This window comes from Pseudomonas flexibilis (genome assembly GCF_000806415.1).
In the GTDB taxonomy this organism is placed as follows: Bacteria; Pseudomonadota; Gammaproteobacteria; order Pseudomonadales; family Pseudomonadaceae; genus Serpens; species Serpens flexibilis.
On record NZ_JTAK01000002.1, the window covers coordinates 820007 to 835262 of the forward strand.

The window sequence follows — 15256 nt, forward strand, 5'->3', positions numbered from 1 at the left end:
AGCGCGGCGCCTCTGTCGTCGCCAAGCCCGACGTAGGCGCGGACAGAGGGGCCCACAGAGCGCTAGAATCCCCGCCCCGATCTGAATCTCGCCCGGAGACGCCATGCCCGAGACCATTCGCTTGACCCAGTACAGCCACGGTGCCGGCTGCGGTTGCAAGATTTCCCCGAAGGTGCTCGATGTGATCCTGGCCGGCAGCGGTGCGCAGAACCTCGATCCGGCCCTGTGGGTCGGCAACGCCTCCCGTGACGATGCCGCCGTGTATGGTATCGACGGCGAACGCGGGGTGGTCTCCACCACCGACTTCTTCATGCCCATCGTCGACGACCCGTTCGATTTCGGCCGCATCGCCGCGACCAACGCCATCAGCGACATCTATGCCATGGGCGGCGACCCGCTGATGGCCATCGCCATCCTCGGCTGGCCGGTGAACGTGCTGGCGCCGGAAGTGGCCCGTGAGGTGGTGGCGGGCGGGCGCGCTGCCTGCGAGGCGGCCGGCATCCCGCTGGCGGGCGGACATTCCATCGACGCGCCGGAGCCGATCTTCGGCCTGGCCGTCACCGGCCTGGTCGACAAGCGCCACCTCAAGCGCAACGACACGGCCAGCGCCGGCGCGCGCCTGTACCTGACCAAGCCGCTGGGCATCGGCATCTACACCACGGCGGAAAAGAAGGCCGCCCTGCGTGCCGAGGATGTCGGCGTGGCGCGCGATCTGATGTGCACCCTGAACCGCGCCGGCAGCCGCTTTGGCCGGCTGGAAGGGGTGCAGGCGATGACCGACGTAACCGGCTTCGGCCTGCTCGGCCATCTGCTGGAAATGGCCGACGGCAGCGGCCTGTCGGCCCGGGTGGCGTTCGACCGGGTGCCGCGCCTGCCGGCGGTGGAGCACTACCTCGAACAGGGCTGCGTGCCCGGCGGCACCCATCGCAACTTCGACAGCTATGGCCAGCGGGCCGCCCCCCTGGAGGAGCTGCACAAGCTGCTGCTGTGCGACCCGCAGACCTCGGGTGGCCTGCTGGTGGCCGTGGCCCCGGAAGGCGAGGCGGAGTTCCTCTCCGTGGCGGCCGAGCTGGGCATGAGTCTTTCGCCCATCGGCGAGCTGACGGAGCGACAGCAGTATTCTGTCCAGGTGATCTGATGCGAGAAAACAGCAGTAACTACCGCGACCTTTTCCTCAACGACCGGCCACTGATGGACGTGCGGGCGCCCATCGAGTTTCGCAAGGGCGCCTTTCCGCAGGCCATCAATCGGCCGTTGATGGAGGACGCGGAGCGCGAAAAGGTTGGTACCTGCTACAAGCAGCGTGGGCAAGAGGCTGCCATCGAGCTGGGGCATCGCCTGGTGTCGGGGGCGGTGAAGGAGCAACGCATTGCGGCCTGGGCGGCCTTCGCCCGCGCCAATCCCGAGGGCTATCTGTACTGCTTCCGCGGCGGCCTGCGTTCGCAGATCGTCCAGCAGTGGCTGAAGAGCGAGGCGGGCATCGACTATCCGCGCGTGGTGGGTGGCTACAAGGCCATGCGCACCTTCCTGATCGATACCACCGAGCAAGCCATGGCCCAGTGCCGCTTCGTGGTGCTCGGTGGCTACACCGGCATCGGCAAGACCGAAGTCCTGGCGCAACTGCCCAGCGCGCTGGATCTGGAAGGCCACGCCAATCATCGCGGTTCCAGCTTCGGCCGCCACGCCACGCCACAGCCGGGGCAGATCGACTTCGACAACCGGCTGGCCATCGACATCCTCAAGAAGCGCGCTGCCGGCTTCGAGCATTTCGTCCTGGAAGACGAGGGGCGCATGGTGGGCAGCTGCTCGCTGCCGCTGTCCCTGTGCCGGGGCATGCAGGAATATCCGCTGGTCTGGCTGGAGGACAGCTTCGAGAACCGTGTCGAACGCATTCTCAAGGACTACGTCATCGACCTGCTGGCCGAGTTCGTCGCCCTGCACGGCGCCGAGCAGGGCTTCCCCGTGTTCGCCGAGCGGCTGCGCCAGAGCCTGTCGAATATCCAGCGCCGCCTTGGCGGCGAGCGTGCCCAGCGCCTGGTGGCGCTGATGGACGAGGCGCTGGCGGAGCAGGCCAGAAGCGGCGCGGTGGACCTGCACCGCGCCTGGATCGAAGGCCTGCTGCGCGAGTACTACGACCCCATGTACGCCTTCCAGCAGGAGAAGAAGCGCGAGCGGGTGATCTTTACCGGCAATCGCGAAGAGGTCATCGGCTACCTGGCGCGGCTGACCTGCCGCTAGCGTTTGCGCCGCGGCGTGCAGAATGTGCACGCTGCACGGCCAGGCGTCCGGCCAGTTCACAGAATCGCCGCGCGCGGCCTTGCCCGCCTTGGAGTGGTCAGTAGCATCGACCGCTCATCAAGGAGGCTGCATGCGCACGAAACTGGAACGCTGCCTGGCGGCAGTAAACGAGGTGGTGCTGGGCAAGGAAGCGCAGGTGCGTCTGGCCATGGCCTGCCTGCTGGCCCGGGGACATCTGCTGATCGAAGACCTGCCCGGCATGGGCAAGACCACCCTCAGCCATACCCTGGCGCGTGTGCTGGGGCTGGGCTTCCAGCGTATCCAGTTCACTGCGGACCTGCTGCCGGGCGACATTCTCGGCACTTCGGTGTTCGACCCGCGCAGCGGCCGCTTCACTTTCCATCCGGGGCCGATATTCGCCGAGCTGGTGCTGGCCGATGAAATCAATCGCGCCACGCCGAAAAGCCAGAGTGCGCTGCTGGAGGCGATGGAAGAAGGACAGGTGACCCATGAGGGCACCACCCATGCGCTGCCGTCGCCTTTCTTCGTCATTGCCACCCAGAATCCCAGCAACCAGGGTGGCACCTTCGCGCTGCCGGAATCGCAGCTGGACCGTTTCCTGATGCGCCTGTCGCTGGGGTATCCAGCGCTGGCCGCCGAGCGGGATCTGCTGCTGGGCACGACACGTCGCGCGCTGCTGGCGCATATCCAGCCGCTGCTCGAACCCGGTGAGCTGGCCGAGGCGCAGCAGGCGGTCAGCGCCGTGCATGCCAGCACCGCCGTGGTGGACTATGTGCTGCGCCTGGCCACCGCGACCCGCCAGTCCGATGTCTTTGGCAGCGGCCTGTCACCGCGCGCCACCCTGGCGCTGCTGGCCGCGGCGCGGGCCTGGGCCTGGCTGGCCGGGCGCGAATACCTGATTCCCGAGGATGTCCAGGCGGTGCTGCCGGCCGTGGCCGGGCATCGACTGGGCCATGACAGCAACAGCGGGGATGCGCAGGTGCGCCGGCTGCTGGACGAAGTGCCGGTGCTGTGATGCCTGCACTGCGGGGGGAGCGCTGGCTGACGCGGCGGCTCCCGGCGGCCCGGCATGTTCGCCTGGCGCCGCGCCAGGTGTTCATACTGCCCACCCGCGCGGGATGGGCGCTCGCGGCTGCAGTGGTGCCCATGTTGCTGGTGGCGGTCAACTACCAGAACAGTCCGGCCTATGCGCTGACCTTCCTGTTGGTATCGCTGGCGCTGGTGTCGCTGCTGCATACCTGGCGCACGTTGCTCGGCGTAGAGCTGCGCGCGGGGCCCGCGGAGTCCACCTTCGTCGGCCAGGCCGCCTGCTTTCAGATATTCCTCGGGGCCGACAGTGCCCGTTCCGCCATCGCGCTGGGCTGGCCCGGTATGGAACGCGTCCTGGTTGATATTCCTGAGACGGGCGAGGCCCGCGTCGAACTGCTGCTGCCGGCGCTACGCCGAGGCTGGCTGGTGGCGCCGCGCCTGCGTGTGGAAAGCCGTTTCCCATTGGGTTTGTGGGTAGCCTGGAGCGGGGTGGACCTGCAGCAGCAGGCGCTGGTGTATCCGCAGCCGACCAGCGGGTCGCCGATGCGTAGTCGTGCCGGCGGTGGCGACGGCGATGGCCAGCCGGCGGGCGAGGGGGTGGACGACTTTCGCGGCCTGCGCCAGCACCAGCCCGCCGATGGCGCACGTCGGCTGGACTGGAAGGCCTTCTCGCGCGGGCAGGGGCTGCGCGTGAAGGAGTTTGCCGCGTGGGCCGGCGGCGACTGGCTGCTGGACCTGGACAGCCTGCCTGGCCCGCTGGAGGAACGCCTGTCGCGCTTGTGCCAGGCGGTGCTGGAATTGTGCTCCGAGGGACGGCCCTTCGAATTACGCGTGGCGGGCAAGCGCCTGGGACCGGCAATCGGCGCAGCCCATCGCGAGGCCTGCTTGCGCGCGCTGGCATTGCACGGCCTGGGGGAAGCCTCGTGAGCCATATGCCGCGTCACGCACTGAGCTGGCTGCTGACCGCGCAGTTGCTGGTCATTCTGCCGTTCGTGGCGTACCTGCCGGCTTGGTTGGTGCTGCTCTGGCTGGGCTGTGCCGCGTGGCGGGTCCAGGTGTACCGCATGCGCGTGCCCTTGCCGCCGTCGTGGCTCAAGGGCTTGCTGCTGCTGGCCGTGCTGCTGGGGCTGGCACTGTCCAGCTCGGGCTTCGATCTGAACGCGGCCGCCGCGCTGCTGGTTGCCGCATTCATCCTCAAGGTGCTGGAAATGCACCGGCGGCGCGATGCGCTGGTGGTGGTTTTCCTGGGGTTCTTCGTGCTGGTGACCGGCTTCCTGTTCGATTCCGGTCTGCTGGCCACCCTGTACAGTCTGGTGCCCTTCGTCGCGCTGCTGGCAGCGCTGATCGGCCTGCAAGAAAGCGAGCTGGCCCGGCGACCCGTCCGGACCCTGCGCCTGGCCGGCACGCTGCTGCTGCAGGCATTGCCGCTGCTGCTGGTGCTGTTCGTGCTGTTCCCGCGTCTGGGACCGCTGTGGTCATTGCCCCAGGTGAAGCAGCAGGGTGTCAGCGGCCTGTCCGACCGCATGGCGCCGGGCGACATTGTCGAACTGAGCCAGTCCAGCGCGCTGGCCTTTCGGGTCGGCTTCGACGGGGCGGCACCTCCGCGTACTGAACTGTACTGGCGGGCGCTGACCCTGGAGCGCTTCGACGGTCGCGAATGGAGCCAGGACGCCGCACCTGCCTGGCCGAGCGCGCCCCAGTGGCAAGCACAGGGCGAGCCGCTGCGCTACAGCGTGGTGATGGAGCCCAGTAATCGCACCTGGCTGTATGGCCTGGATGTCGCGCAAACCGAGCTGCCGCGCGTACGCCAGGGGGCCGACTTCCGGCTGGAACACTGGCGGCCGGTGGATCAGCCGTTGCTTTACCCGGTCACCTCATGGCCGGCTGCGGTGCGCGAATTAACTGCGCCTGCGGCCACCCTGCAGCGGGCCTTGCAGCTGCCCGACGCGGGCAACCCGCAGGCGCGGCTCTGGGCCAGGCAGTTGCGTGCGGATCACGACCAGCCTCAGGCACTGGTACAGGCCATGCTCAGCCATTTCCGCGAGCAGCCCTACGTCTACAGCCTGCGCCCGCCGCCGGTGGGCGTGCACATCATTGATGACTTCCTGTTTGCCAGCCGCAAGGGCTTCTGCCTGCACTATGCCGGCGCCATGACCTTCGTGCTGCGTGCCGCCGGAATTCCCGCGCGCCTGGTGGTGGGGTACCAGGGCGGGGAATACAACCCGAGCGGCAATTACCTCACGGTGCGCCAGTTCGATGCCCATGCCTGGGTGGAATACTGGCTGCCGGAGCTGGGCTGGCAGCGTGTCGATCCGACCTTTGCGGTGGCCCCCGAGCGTATCGAGCAGGGCCTGGAGCAGGCCGTCGACGAGGAGCAAAGTTTCCTCGCCGATGCGCCGCTTAACCTGCTGCGCTATCGGGATATCAGCTGGCTGAACGGTTTGCGCCTGGGCTGGGAGCGCATCAACTACGGCTGGCAGCGCTGGGTGCTGGGCTATCAGGCCGATCAGCAATGGCGCGTGCTGAAGGAGTGGTTTGGCATTCTCGACGGGCGGGCCTTGGTCGGGGCCTTGCTTCTGCTGCTGGGTGCGCCGCTCCTGCTGCTGACGGTCTGGCTGATTGCTCCCTGGCGGCGACGTGCGGACCCGCTGTCGCGGCAGTATGCCCGCTTCGAGGCGTTGCTGGCCCGGCACGGCCTGCGCCGCGCTATCGGGGAAGGCCCCCGGGACTTTGCCGAACGGTCCGCACAAGCCCTGGCGGCGCAGCGTGAACCGATCCTCGCCTTCGCCCGGCTGTACGAACAGGCCCGCTATGCCGATCAGTCGCAGTCGGGGCATGCGCTGCGAGCAGCCCTCACCCGGCTGCGGCGTTGCCTGCGCTGAGTGGCTTCTGCTGCGCCGTCGCGCTGGCTAAGCTGCGCCTTACCCGCAATGGAGTCAGTGATGAATTTCTTTGAATTGATGCAAATTCCGTCGGATAGCGCCATTCGCATCCCCGCGCACTGGGGACAGGGCCGCTCCGTGTTCGGCGGCCTGGCCGCCGCGCTGGTCTACAAGGCCTTGCGCGAGCGTGCGCCGGCCGATCGCCCGGTGCGTTCGCTGGCGATGACTTTCGTGGCGCCGATGCAGTGCGAAGCACCGGTACACCTCGAGGTGGAGGTGCTGCGCGAGGGGCGCGCCGTCAGCCAGTTGCTGGGCCGGGCGCTGCAGAACGGCGAAGTGGTGACCCTGGTGCAGGCCAGCTTCGGCGCCGGGCGCCCGTCTGTCGTGGCGGTGGACGCCGAGCCGGCGCCAGCGCTGAAAGCGCCTGACGAGTGTCAGAGTTTCCCCTACCTTCCGGGCATCACGCCGGAGTTCACCCGTCATCTGGAAATGAACTGGGGGCAGGGTGGCCTGCCGTTCTCCGCCACGCCGGCCCGGGAGATGGGCGGCTGGGTACGCCTGCGCGGTGAATCACCACACCAGCCGGTGGACGAGGCGGCCTTGCTGGCGCTCGTGGATGCGTGGCCACCGGCGCTGCTGAGTCACCTGTCGCGCCCGGCGCCGGGCAGTTCGCTGACCTGGACCATCGAATTCGTGCAGCCGCTGCCGGTGGCGGACGTCGGCGAATACTTCCTCTATCAGGCGCGCATCGAACATGCCCGCGACGGCTATGGGCATGTGGCCGCCAACCTGTGGACAGCCGGCGGCGAGCTGGCGGCCATCAGTCGTCAGACCGTGGTGGTCTTCGACTAAGCGAAAGCGCCTGGGCTCGCCCAGTCACTTTCGCGCGAGGAAGGGTTACAGCTTCAGCTTGCCGATGGCCCGGTTCAGCTCGCTGGCCAGGTTGGCCAGCTCGGTGCTGGTGGTGGTCGAATCGCGGGTCTGCAGCACGGTTTTCTCCGAGAAGTCGCGGATACCGATCACCGAACGGGTCATTTCCTCCGCCACCTGGCTCTGCTGCTGGGCGGCGGTGGCGATTTGCATGTTGCTGTCGCGCATCTGTTCGACAGCCTGGGCGATCTCCGCCAGCGCCTGCTCGGCTTCGCGGGCCAGCTGCACGCAGTCATCGGCGCGCAACGAGCTTTCCCGCATGAACTCCACTGCGTCCCGGGTGCCGCCCTGCAGGCTGCCAACCATCGCGGTGATCTCGTCCGTGGAGTCCTGCACCCGGCGGGCCAGGTTGCGCACCTCATCGGCCACCACCGCAAAACCGCGCCCCTGCTCGCCGGCGCGCGCCGCCTCGATGGCGGCGTTGAGCGCCAGCAGGTTGGTCTGTTCGGCGATGCCGTGAATCACGTTGACCACGCCACTGATCTTCTCGCTGTCCTGGGCCAGTCGTTCGACCATTTGCGCGGTTTCCTGGATGCCGTCGGAGAGTCCGGCGATGGACTGCTCCACGCGCGCCACCACCGACTGGCCGGTGCTGGCCAGCCGGTCCGCCGCCAGTGACTGGTCACGGGTGTCGGCGGCGTGCTGGGCAATGTGGTGCACGGTCACCGACATCTCGTTGATCGCCGTGGCGGTCTGATCGGTTTCGCTCTGCTGGCCGACCATGCCCTGCTGTACCTGGCCCATGGCGGTCGCCAGGCGCGTGGCGCCTTCGTCCAGCTGCGCGGCGCTTTGCGCCACCACGCCGACGATGCGCTGGTAGCCGGCCTGCATGGCATTGAAGGCGCTGGCCATCTCGCCGACCTCGTCACGGCTGTCCAGGGGGACACGGGCGGAAAGATCGCCACTGCGCTCGACATGCAGCATCACCCCGCGCAGGGTGTTCAGGTGGGTGAGCAGGAAGCGGATCAGCAGTTGCGAGCTGGCCAGCAGCATCAGCATCAGCACCAGCACCGCCAGCGCGTAACTGCTGGCCCGTTCGAAGAACACCTCACCCAGACCGGCGCCTACTGCCAGCACGGCGGCTCGGCGGCCGTCAGCCAGCTCGACCACGTGTGCGCCGATCAGCGGCTGGCGATCGAAGAGATCGTGCTCCAGCGCCGTCCAGCCGCTCTGCCGCGACAGCGGCAGCGGGGCGCCATTGCGCCGCGGCTGTCCGTCCGGCGCATACACCAGCACCCGGTCGCTGGCCGGCAGAGCCGTGCCCGCCGGCCAGCGGGCCAGCAGCTCGGCCTGGGCCTGGGCCTGCTGGCGCGCCGCCGTCCCCCGCGCATCCTGCTCCTGATGCATGGCGAACAACACCAGCAGCAGGGTTATGGCGAAGGAGACGGCGTTCAGCGCCCAGAATTTGTATTTAAGAGAAAGATCGCGAAGGTGGAGTCCCATGGGATGGTCTTTTTATCGTTATAGGAATGTGACGCAGGCAACACTATATCGGCCATATGCCAGCCGGCATGAGAATAATCAAGAAACCCGGCCATCTGCGGCGGGTTCGGGCAGGCCGAAGAAGGCGCGGGCGCAGGCGCTGGTATGCGCGGCCAGGGCCTCGGGGCTTTCGCCCCGGTTGCGTGCCACCTGGGCGAGCACCTCGCCCAGGAAGGCCGGCTCGTTGTGCCCGTGCTTGGGTTTCGGCCGCAGAGTGCGTGGCAGCAGGTAGGGCGCGTCGCTTTCCAGCATCAGTCGGCCGGCGGGAATGTCGCGTACCAGCGCCTGTAGGTGCGTACCGCGGCGCTCATCGCAGATCCAGCCGGTGATGCCGATGTGCAGGTCGAGGTCCAGATAGGCATACAGCGCGCGGCGCTCGCCCGTGAAGCAATGCACCACCGCGGCGGGCAGGTGATCACGGAACTCCTTGAGGATGGCCAGCAGGCGTTGATCAGCCTCGCGCTCGTGGACAAACACCGGCATCTTCAGCTCGGCCGCCAGCTCCAGCTGGGCGGCGAACACGTTCTCCTGCACCGGGCGGGGCGAGAAGTCGCGGTTGAAGTCCAGGCCGCATTCGCCCACGGCGCGCACCCGTGGCTGGCGCAGCAGCGCCTGCAACTGGCGGCGGTGGCCGTCTTGCCAATGGCTGGCATCATGGGGATGCACGCCGGCCGTGCAGAACAGGCGTCCGCCCTCGGGGTCGTGCTCTTCGCACAGGTGCAGGGCCTGCTCGCTTTCGGCCAGGCTGGTGCCGGTGACCACCAGTTGTTCGACGCCCGCCTGGCGGGCGCGCTCCAGCACACCGTTCAGGTCCGCGACGAGGCTGGGATGGGTGAGGTTCACTCCGATATCGATGAGCATGACGGTTCCGCAGGGGGGCGATGAGAGGTCCTTATAAATCAGGAACATGCTGTTGCCTATCCCGTTGCCGCAAGCGGGTCCGCTCGACGTCGTCGAAGTAGTCGATCTGCAGTTGCTCGATGGCCTGCTGCCGGGCGTTGCTGTCAAGGCGCTCATTGAGCTGGATGCGCGCCTTGGCCCGGTTGTAGGCCCGCAGGCGGCGTTCCCAGGCGCGAGTCTCTTCCGCGTTCAGCGGACGCAGCTGTTGCGCAGTGGTTTCGTTGGGCAACAGATGCAGCCCGCCGAACGCGAACATCAGGACCAGGCCCAGGGCCAGAAGCAGCTTCTTCATCGGCGACTCGATGACTCGGAGCGAGGCGTCCTGCCTCGCGGTGGGTTGTCGAGGCAGGAATCGTGCCTGAGTGCCAATGCCTCTGGATTCAGGGATCGCGCGCGCTCAGCCGCTCAATCGGGAGAGAAACTGTTACGGCCCGACACAGCAGGCCAGCGGGCCAGTCGCTGGTAACGTGGCTGGCGCTCGATGCTCTGGTACAACCCCCATTCGCTCACCTGCCAGGAAACCTGGGGAGCGGACGCCGGTGCTGCTGTCTCGTCCAGCCGGCGTACCAGGGTCAGATGCGGCCGGTAGGGCCGCTGTTCATGGGCAATGCCGGCCGCCTGCAGGCGGTTCGACAGTTCGGCCTGGAATTCCAGCAGGGCAGGCGGCGCCTGGCGCGTGACCAGCACCAGCAGGTCGGACCAGCGCTCCGTACGGGCCAGCTCCAGCTCAAAGGCGGGCAGTGGCAGTGCAACTGCCAGCGTGGTCAGGGCCGGCAGGGACTCCACCGGCTGATTGCCGAGAAACGCCAGCGTCACGTGCAGATCGGCAGGGTGAAGCGGTCGCCCGCTGGGGAAGTTCGCAGTGCACCAAGCGCTCAGCGCTTCGGTCACGGGCTCAGGGCAGGGCAGGGCGAAGAACAGGCGTAGGCGATCGTTGGTCATCCGGGCAGTCGTCGGTGGTTGACAGGTCTGGTGGGTCTTTCTAGCATTTCGCCCCTGCGCCGATTTAGTCAGCTACTTGCGGGGCGCTTGAGAAAAATACCGCTAAAGCGCTGGTTCCGGTGATGCCTCCCACCGCTGTCCAGTGGTTCTCGCGAGGCGGAAGCGTTTCACCATGAATTCCTCCCTTTTTACCCTGCGTACCGCTCCTGTTGCCCGCGGCCTGGCCGGCCGCGACCCGCAGATCCTGCTGGGTGGCCAGCGTCAGGTCGATCTGATCCGACGTCTGGATGCCCTGCGGGGGCGGCGTGGCCCGCTGCAGATCCGTTTTGCCGAGGAAGGCAGCGCGCTGGCCAGCCTGGCGACCGACAGCATTGACCTGGCGGTGATGGAGGCCTCCGGTCTCGACTGCATCGGCCAACTGATACGGGTGGCGCGCAAGGGCTTGATCCTCCGACGCTGAGATCCCGGTGGCGTTCAGCTGTCCTTGGGGTAGTCGATCTCCACCAGGTACCAGGTCTTGATGCCGGTGGGCGTGGACACGCGCACCTCGGCGTCAAGGCTCTTGCCCACCAGTGCGCGGGCCAGCGGCGAATCGATGCTGATCAGGTTCTGCTTGAGGTCCAGTTCGTCCGGTCCGACGATGCGGTAGCGCGCCGTCTCGCCGTCCTCGTCCTCCAGGGTGACCCAGGCGCCGAAATAGACCTTGTTCGGGTCGGCCGGGCGTTCGCGCACCACCTTCAGGTTCTCCAGGCGCTTGCGCAGGAAGCGCACACGGCTGTCGATCTCGCGCAGCATCTTCTTGCCGTAGATGTACTCGGCGTTCTCCGAGCGGTCGCCCAGCGCGGCGGCCTCGCTCACTGCCTGGGTGACCTGTGGGCGGCGCACGTTCCAGAGTTCATGCAATTCGGCGCGCAGACGAGCTTCGCCTTCGGGGGTGATCAGCGGTGTACCGGCGGTACGCGGGGGGCGATAACGACTCATGCTTTCTTCCTGACTCAACCTTCGCGCAGCACCTGCAGAGGGCTGGCATTGAGGGCGCGGCGGGTACCCAGCACGCCGGCCGTGCCAACCAGCAGGGCGCCCAGCAGTGGCAGCGACAGCAGCCACAGGTGCGGCTGCCAGTCCAGATCGAAGACAAAACGATAGAGCAGGGCGCTGGACAGTTCGCAGCCCAGCGCGGCGAGCAGACCGCTGGCCGCGCCGAGCAAGGCGAACTCGCTGCGCCGGGCGCGGACCAGCAGGCGCCGCGAGGCGCCAATGGCGCGCAGCAGGGCGCCCTGTCGAATGCGCTCATCCAGCGTGGCCTGCAGGCCGGCCGCCAGTACCACCATGCCGGCGGCCAGAACGAACAGCAATACGTATTCCACCGCCAGGGTGACCTGTTCCAGGATGCTGCGCAGTTGCGCGAGCAGGGCGTCCACCTGCAGCAGGGTTACGGAGGGGAAGGCGCGGGCCAGCACCACCAGCTCGCGCTCCTGTCCGGCCGGCAGGTGGAAACTGGTCAGGTAGGTCACCGGCAGATCCTGCAGGGAGCCGGGCTCGAAAATCATGTAGAAGTTCGGCCGGAAGCTGTCCCAGTTCACCTGGCGCAGGCTGGTGACCCGCGCCTCGTGCTCGCTGCCGGCGATGCTGAAGCGCAGGCGGTCGCCCAGCTTCACTTTCAGGCTCTCGGCCAGCTCGCTCTCCACCGAGACGCCCGGCAGGTCGGTGTCCTCCTGCTGTGGCCACCAGGCACCGGACAGCACCTGGTTGTCGTCAGGCAGTTCGGCGGCCCAGGTCAGGCTCAGATCGCGGCGGATCGCGCGTTCGCCCTGTGAGTCCTTGCTGACGATGTCGCGCACCGGCTGGTCGTTGATCGCCACCAGGCGACCGGGCAGCACTGGGTATAGCGGAGCGGCGATCGCCTGCAGGGATTCGAGGTGTTCGGCGAAGGACTGGCGTTCATCCGGCAGGATGTTCAGCGCGAAATGGTTGGGCGCATTTTCCGGCAGCTGGGCTTGCCAGGTGTCCAGCAGCTCGCTGCGCAGCAGCGCCACCAGCGCCATGGCCAACAGGATCAGTCCGAAGGCCAGCGCCTGGCCCACCGCCGCCAGCGGGTGGCGCAGCAACTGCCCCAACCCGAGGCGCCAGGGCAGTGCGGCATCGCGCAGCAGGCGGCGCAGGCCGGTCAGCGCCGCCAGCAGCAGGCCGCCGAGCAGCAAGGCAGCCACCAGGCCGCCAGCCAGAAGGGCCAGGGTCAGCGTCAGGTCGAGACTCAGGCGCCACATGATCACGCCCAGCGCCAGCAATGCCGAGCCATAGACCAGCCAGGCGCCGGGCGGCAGCGGTTGCACATCGCTGCGCAGCACGCGCAGCGGCGGCACGCGGCCCAGCGCCGCCAGCGGGGGCAGGGCGAAGCCGGCCAGGGCCAGCAGGCCGGTGGCGGCACCGGCCAACGCCGGCAGCAGGCCGCCGGGCGGGATGTCCGCCGGCAACAGTCCGGCCAGCAGACGGAACAGTCCAAGCTGCGCCAGCCATCCCAGCAGTACGCCCACCGCGCTGGCGGCAACCCCCAGCATCAGCAGCTGCAGCGCATACAGGCCGAGGGCTTCGCGCCGTGAAAGGCCGAGGCAGCGGAGCAGCGCGCTCGCGTCGAAGCGGCGCACGGCGAAGCGGTTGGCCGACAGCGCCACGGCCACCCCGGCCAGCAGGATGGCGGCCAGGCTGGCCAGGTTCAGGTATTGCTCGGCGCGCGCCAGGGCGCCACCGATCTGCCGGTTCTCGTCGCGTACGTCCTGCAGGCGCTGGCTGGCCTGCAGTCGTCCTTCCACGTCCTGCCGGTAGGCATCCAGAGTTGCCGTCGGGCCGCTCCACAGCTCCCGGTAACGCACCCGACTACCGGGCTGCACCACGCCAGTGGCGTCCAGGTCGTCCAGGTGCATCAGCACGCGTGGCGTCAGGCTGTAGAAGTCACCGGCGCGGTCCGGTTCGTGGGTCAGCACGCGGGTCAGACGCAGGCTTTTCTCGCCGACGTCGATGCTGTCGCCTACCGCCAGCTCCAGTGCGGCGAACAAACGGGCCTCGGCCCAGGCTTCGCCGGGGCGGGGTCCGGCGCCGGCGCTTTCGACTCCATAGGGCTCGGCGGCGCTGCGCAGCTCGCCGCGCAGCGGATAGGCATCATCGGCCGCCTTGACGCTGGCCAGCTGGATGCCCAGGTCCGTGGCGATGACGCTGGAAAACTCCACCACCCGGGCATGGCCCAGGCCGAGGGCATGTCCCGGGGCAAGCTGCTCGGCGCTGGCCGGCGCGCTCCCGCTGAGCACCAGGTCGGCGCCGAGGAACTCGCTGGCGCGCAGCAGCATGGCGCCGTTCAGGCGCGCGCCGAAGTAGCCGATGGCGGTGCTGGCCGCCACGGCGATCAGCACGGCGCCGAACAGCACGCGCAGCTCGCCGGCACGCAGGTCGCGCAGCAACTGGCGGGTCGCCAGGGCCAGCAGGCGAACGAAGGGGATGTGACGGGCCATCAGGGCTCTTCCTGCTCGATCAGTCGACCGCCTTCCAGGCGGATCTGCCGGCGGCAGCGGTGGGCCAGGCGCTGGTCATGGGTGACCAGCACCAGCGTGGTCCCCCGCTCCTGGTTGAGGTCGAACAGCAGGTCGCTGATGCGCTCGCCGGTGCGGCTGTCCAGATTGCCGGTGGGTTCGTCGGCGAACAGCAGGCCGGGCTCGGCGGCGAAGGCGCGGGCAATGGCGACCCGCTGCTGCTCGCCGCCGGACAGCTGCCGTGGGTAATGACGCAGGCGCTGGCCCAGGCCGACCCGCTCCAGCAGTTCGGTGGCTCGCTGACGGGCATCGGCGCGGCCTTCCAGTTCCAGCGGCAGCATGACGTTCTCCAGCGCGTTCAGGCTGTCGAGCAACTGGAAGGACTGGAACACGAAGCCCACGTGCTCGGCGCGCACCCGCGCGCGCTGGTCCTCGTCGAGGGTTTCCAGGGCGTTGCCGGCCAGCACGACTTCGCCGCTGCTGGGGCGATCAAGTCCGGCCAGCAGGCCGAGCAGGGTGGATTTGCCGGAGCCCGAGCTGCCGACGATGGCCAGGCTGTCGCCCGCCGACAGTTCCAGGGACAGGGGATGCAGGATGGTCAGCGCGCCTTCCGTGCCAGGTACCACTTTGCTAAGGTTCCGGGCGCTGAGAATGCTGTTGATCATGGGGGTTCCGATGCGTGCGTGGATTCTGGCGGGTGGCCTGGCGTGCCTGCTGTGGGGGCAGTCCGCCCTGGCCGGTACGCTGCTGGTGGTCGGCGATAGTATCAGCGCCGCTCTGGGACTGGATACCAGCCAAGGCTGGGTTGCCCTGCTGGAGCAGCGCCTGGCGGCGAAGGGGCAGCCTTACCGGGTGGTCAATGCTTCCATCAGCGGGGATACCAGCGCCGGCGGGCTGGCCCGCCTGCCCCGGCTGCTCGAAGAGCATCGCCCTGACTGGGTGGTCCTCGAACTGGGTGGCAACGATGGCCTGCGCGGCCTGCCGCCTGACCAGTTGAAGCAGAATCTCGATGCGATGATCGCGCGCAGCCGGGACGCAGGTGCCGAGGTGATCCTGCTGGGCATGCGTCTGCCGCCCAATTATGGCGTCCGTTACACCCGTTCGTTCGAGCAGGTCTTTTCCGAACTGGCCAGGCAGTGGCAGTTGCCCTGGGTGCCGTTCTTCCTGGAAGGCGTGGGTGGCGTGGATGGCATGATGCAGGCCGATGGCATTCATCCCAGCGCTGCAGCGCAGGAGCGGCTGCTGGACAACCTCTGGCCGGTTCTCGAGCCCTTGTTGTGAGGCTTTCCCGCCTTTCGCCTTTCGGCTAAG

At 68.1% G+C, this 15256-nt stretch carries 15 protein-coding genes; 8 read left to right on the forward strand and 7 right to left on the reverse strand.

Annotation, left to right across the window (positions count from 1 at the left end):
• The first annotated feature begins 103 nt into the window (after positions 1-103).
• The 6 genes from selD (at position 104) to PT85_RS07605 (ending at position 7022) form a co-directional block, all read left to right on the forward strand.
• On the forward strand, positions 104-1138 hold the full coding sequence (gene selD, locus PT85_RS07580; protein WP_039561807.1) for a selenide, water dikinase SelD: 1035 nt from the start codon (positions 104-106) through the stop codon (positions 1136-1138).
• Positions 1138-2238, forward strand: coding sequence for a tRNA 2-selenouridine(34) synthase MnmH (gene mnmH, locus PT85_RS07585; protein ID WP_039606319.1), 1101 nt, complete (start codon positions 1138-1140; stop codon positions 2236-2238). The genes selD and mnmH overlap by 1 nt, the downstream gene beginning before the upstream one ends.
• Positions 2239-2368: 130 nt before the next feature.
• Positions 2369-3274, forward strand: coding sequence for an AAA family ATPase (locus tag PT85_RS07590; RefSeq protein ID WP_039606320.1), 906 nt, complete (start codon positions 2369-2371; stop codon positions 3272-3274).
• Positions 3274-4215, forward strand: coding sequence for a DUF58 domain-containing protein (locus PT85_RS07595; protein WP_074467477.1), 942 nt, complete (start codon positions 3274-3276; stop codon positions 4213-4215). Before PT85_RS07590 ends, PT85_RS07595 begins: the two co-directional genes overlap by 1 nt.
• Before the next feature lie 5 nt (positions 4216-4220).
• Positions 4221-6170, forward strand: coding sequence for a transglutaminase TgpA family protein (locus PT85_RS07600; RefSeq protein ID WP_039606322.1), 1950 nt, complete (start codon positions 4221-4223; stop codon positions 6168-6170).
• A gap of 60 nt (positions 6171-6230) precedes the next feature.
• A complete protein-coding gene (locus PT85_RS07605) occupies positions 6231-7022 on the forward strand; it encodes an acyl-CoA thioesterase (RefSeq protein WP_039606323.1) in 792 nt (263 codons plus the stop codon).
• 45 nt (positions 7023-7067) lie between these two features.
• Here the strand turns inward: PT85_RS07605 and PT85_RS07610 are convergent, their stop codons facing one another.
• From PT85_RS07610 to thpR, 4 genes are all read right to left on the reverse strand, one after another.
• Positions 7068-8543, reverse strand: a complete 1476-nt coding sequence (locus tag PT85_RS07610; RefSeq protein ID WP_039606324.1) for a methyl-accepting chemotaxis protein — start codon at positions 8541-8543, stop codon at positions 7068-7070.
• A gap of 78 nt (positions 8544-8621) precedes the next feature.
• Positions 8622-9443, reverse strand: a complete 822-nt coding sequence (locus tag PT85_RS07615; protein WP_039606325.1) for a TatD family hydrolase — start codon at positions 9441-9443, stop codon at positions 8622-8624.
• A gap of 31 nt (positions 9444-9474) precedes the next feature.
• The gene (locus PT85_RS07620) at positions 9475-9774 is read right to left on the reverse strand and encodes a lipase secretion chaperone (RefSeq protein WP_039606326.1); all 300 of its coding nucleotides are present in this window, start codon (positions 9772-9774) and stop codon (positions 9475-9477) included.
• A gap of 113 nt (positions 9775-9887) precedes the next feature.
• Positions 9888-10424 carry an RNA 2',3'-cyclic phosphodiesterase gene (gene thpR / locus PT85_RS07625; RefSeq protein WP_052237634.1) on the reverse strand — a complete coding sequence of 179 codons (537 nt, stop codon included), beginning with the start codon at positions 10422-10424 and terminating at the stop codon, positions 9888-9890.
• A 172-nt stretch (positions 10425-10596) separates the two neighbouring features.
• Between thpR and PT85_RS07630 the strand changes: the two genes are divergently transcribed.
• Positions 10597-10884, forward strand: a complete 288-nt coding sequence (locus tag PT85_RS07630) for a hypothetical protein (RefSeq protein ID WP_027589742.1) — start codon at positions 10597-10599, stop codon at positions 10882-10884.
• A gap of 14 nt (positions 10885-10898) precedes the next feature.
• Here PT85_RS07630 and greB read toward each other — a convergent pair whose 3' ends face one another.
• From greB to PT85_RS07645, 3 genes are read right to left on the reverse strand one after another with little or no spacing between them, the layout of a single operon-like run.
• Positions 10899-11405, reverse strand: coding sequence for a transcription elongation factor GreB (gene greB, locus PT85_RS07635; RefSeq protein WP_027589743.1), 507 nt, complete (start codon positions 11403-11405; stop codon positions 10899-10901).
• Between the two features lie 14 nt (positions 11406-11419).
• The gene (locus tag PT85_RS07640) at positions 11420-13927 is read right to left on the reverse strand and encodes an ABC transporter permease (protein WP_039606327.1); all 2508 of its coding nucleotides are present in this window, start codon (positions 13925-13927) and stop codon (positions 11420-11422) included.
• Positions 13927-14610, reverse strand: coding sequence for an ABC transporter ATP-binding protein (locus tag PT85_RS07645; RefSeq protein ID WP_027589745.1), 684 nt, complete (start codon positions 14608-14610; stop codon positions 13927-13929). Before PT85_RS07645 ends, PT85_RS07640 begins: the two co-directional genes overlap by 1 nt.
• A gap of 10 nt (positions 14611-14620) precedes the next feature.
• On the opposite strand from PT85_RS07645, the gene PT85_RS07650 reads away from it, so the two are divergent.
• Positions 14621-15226 carry an arylesterase gene (locus tag PT85_RS07650; RefSeq protein ID WP_039606400.1) on the forward strand — a complete coding sequence of 202 codons (606 nt, stop codon included), beginning with the start codon at positions 14621-14623 and terminating at the stop codon, positions 15224-15226.
• Positions 15227-15256: the final 30 nt, after the last annotated feature.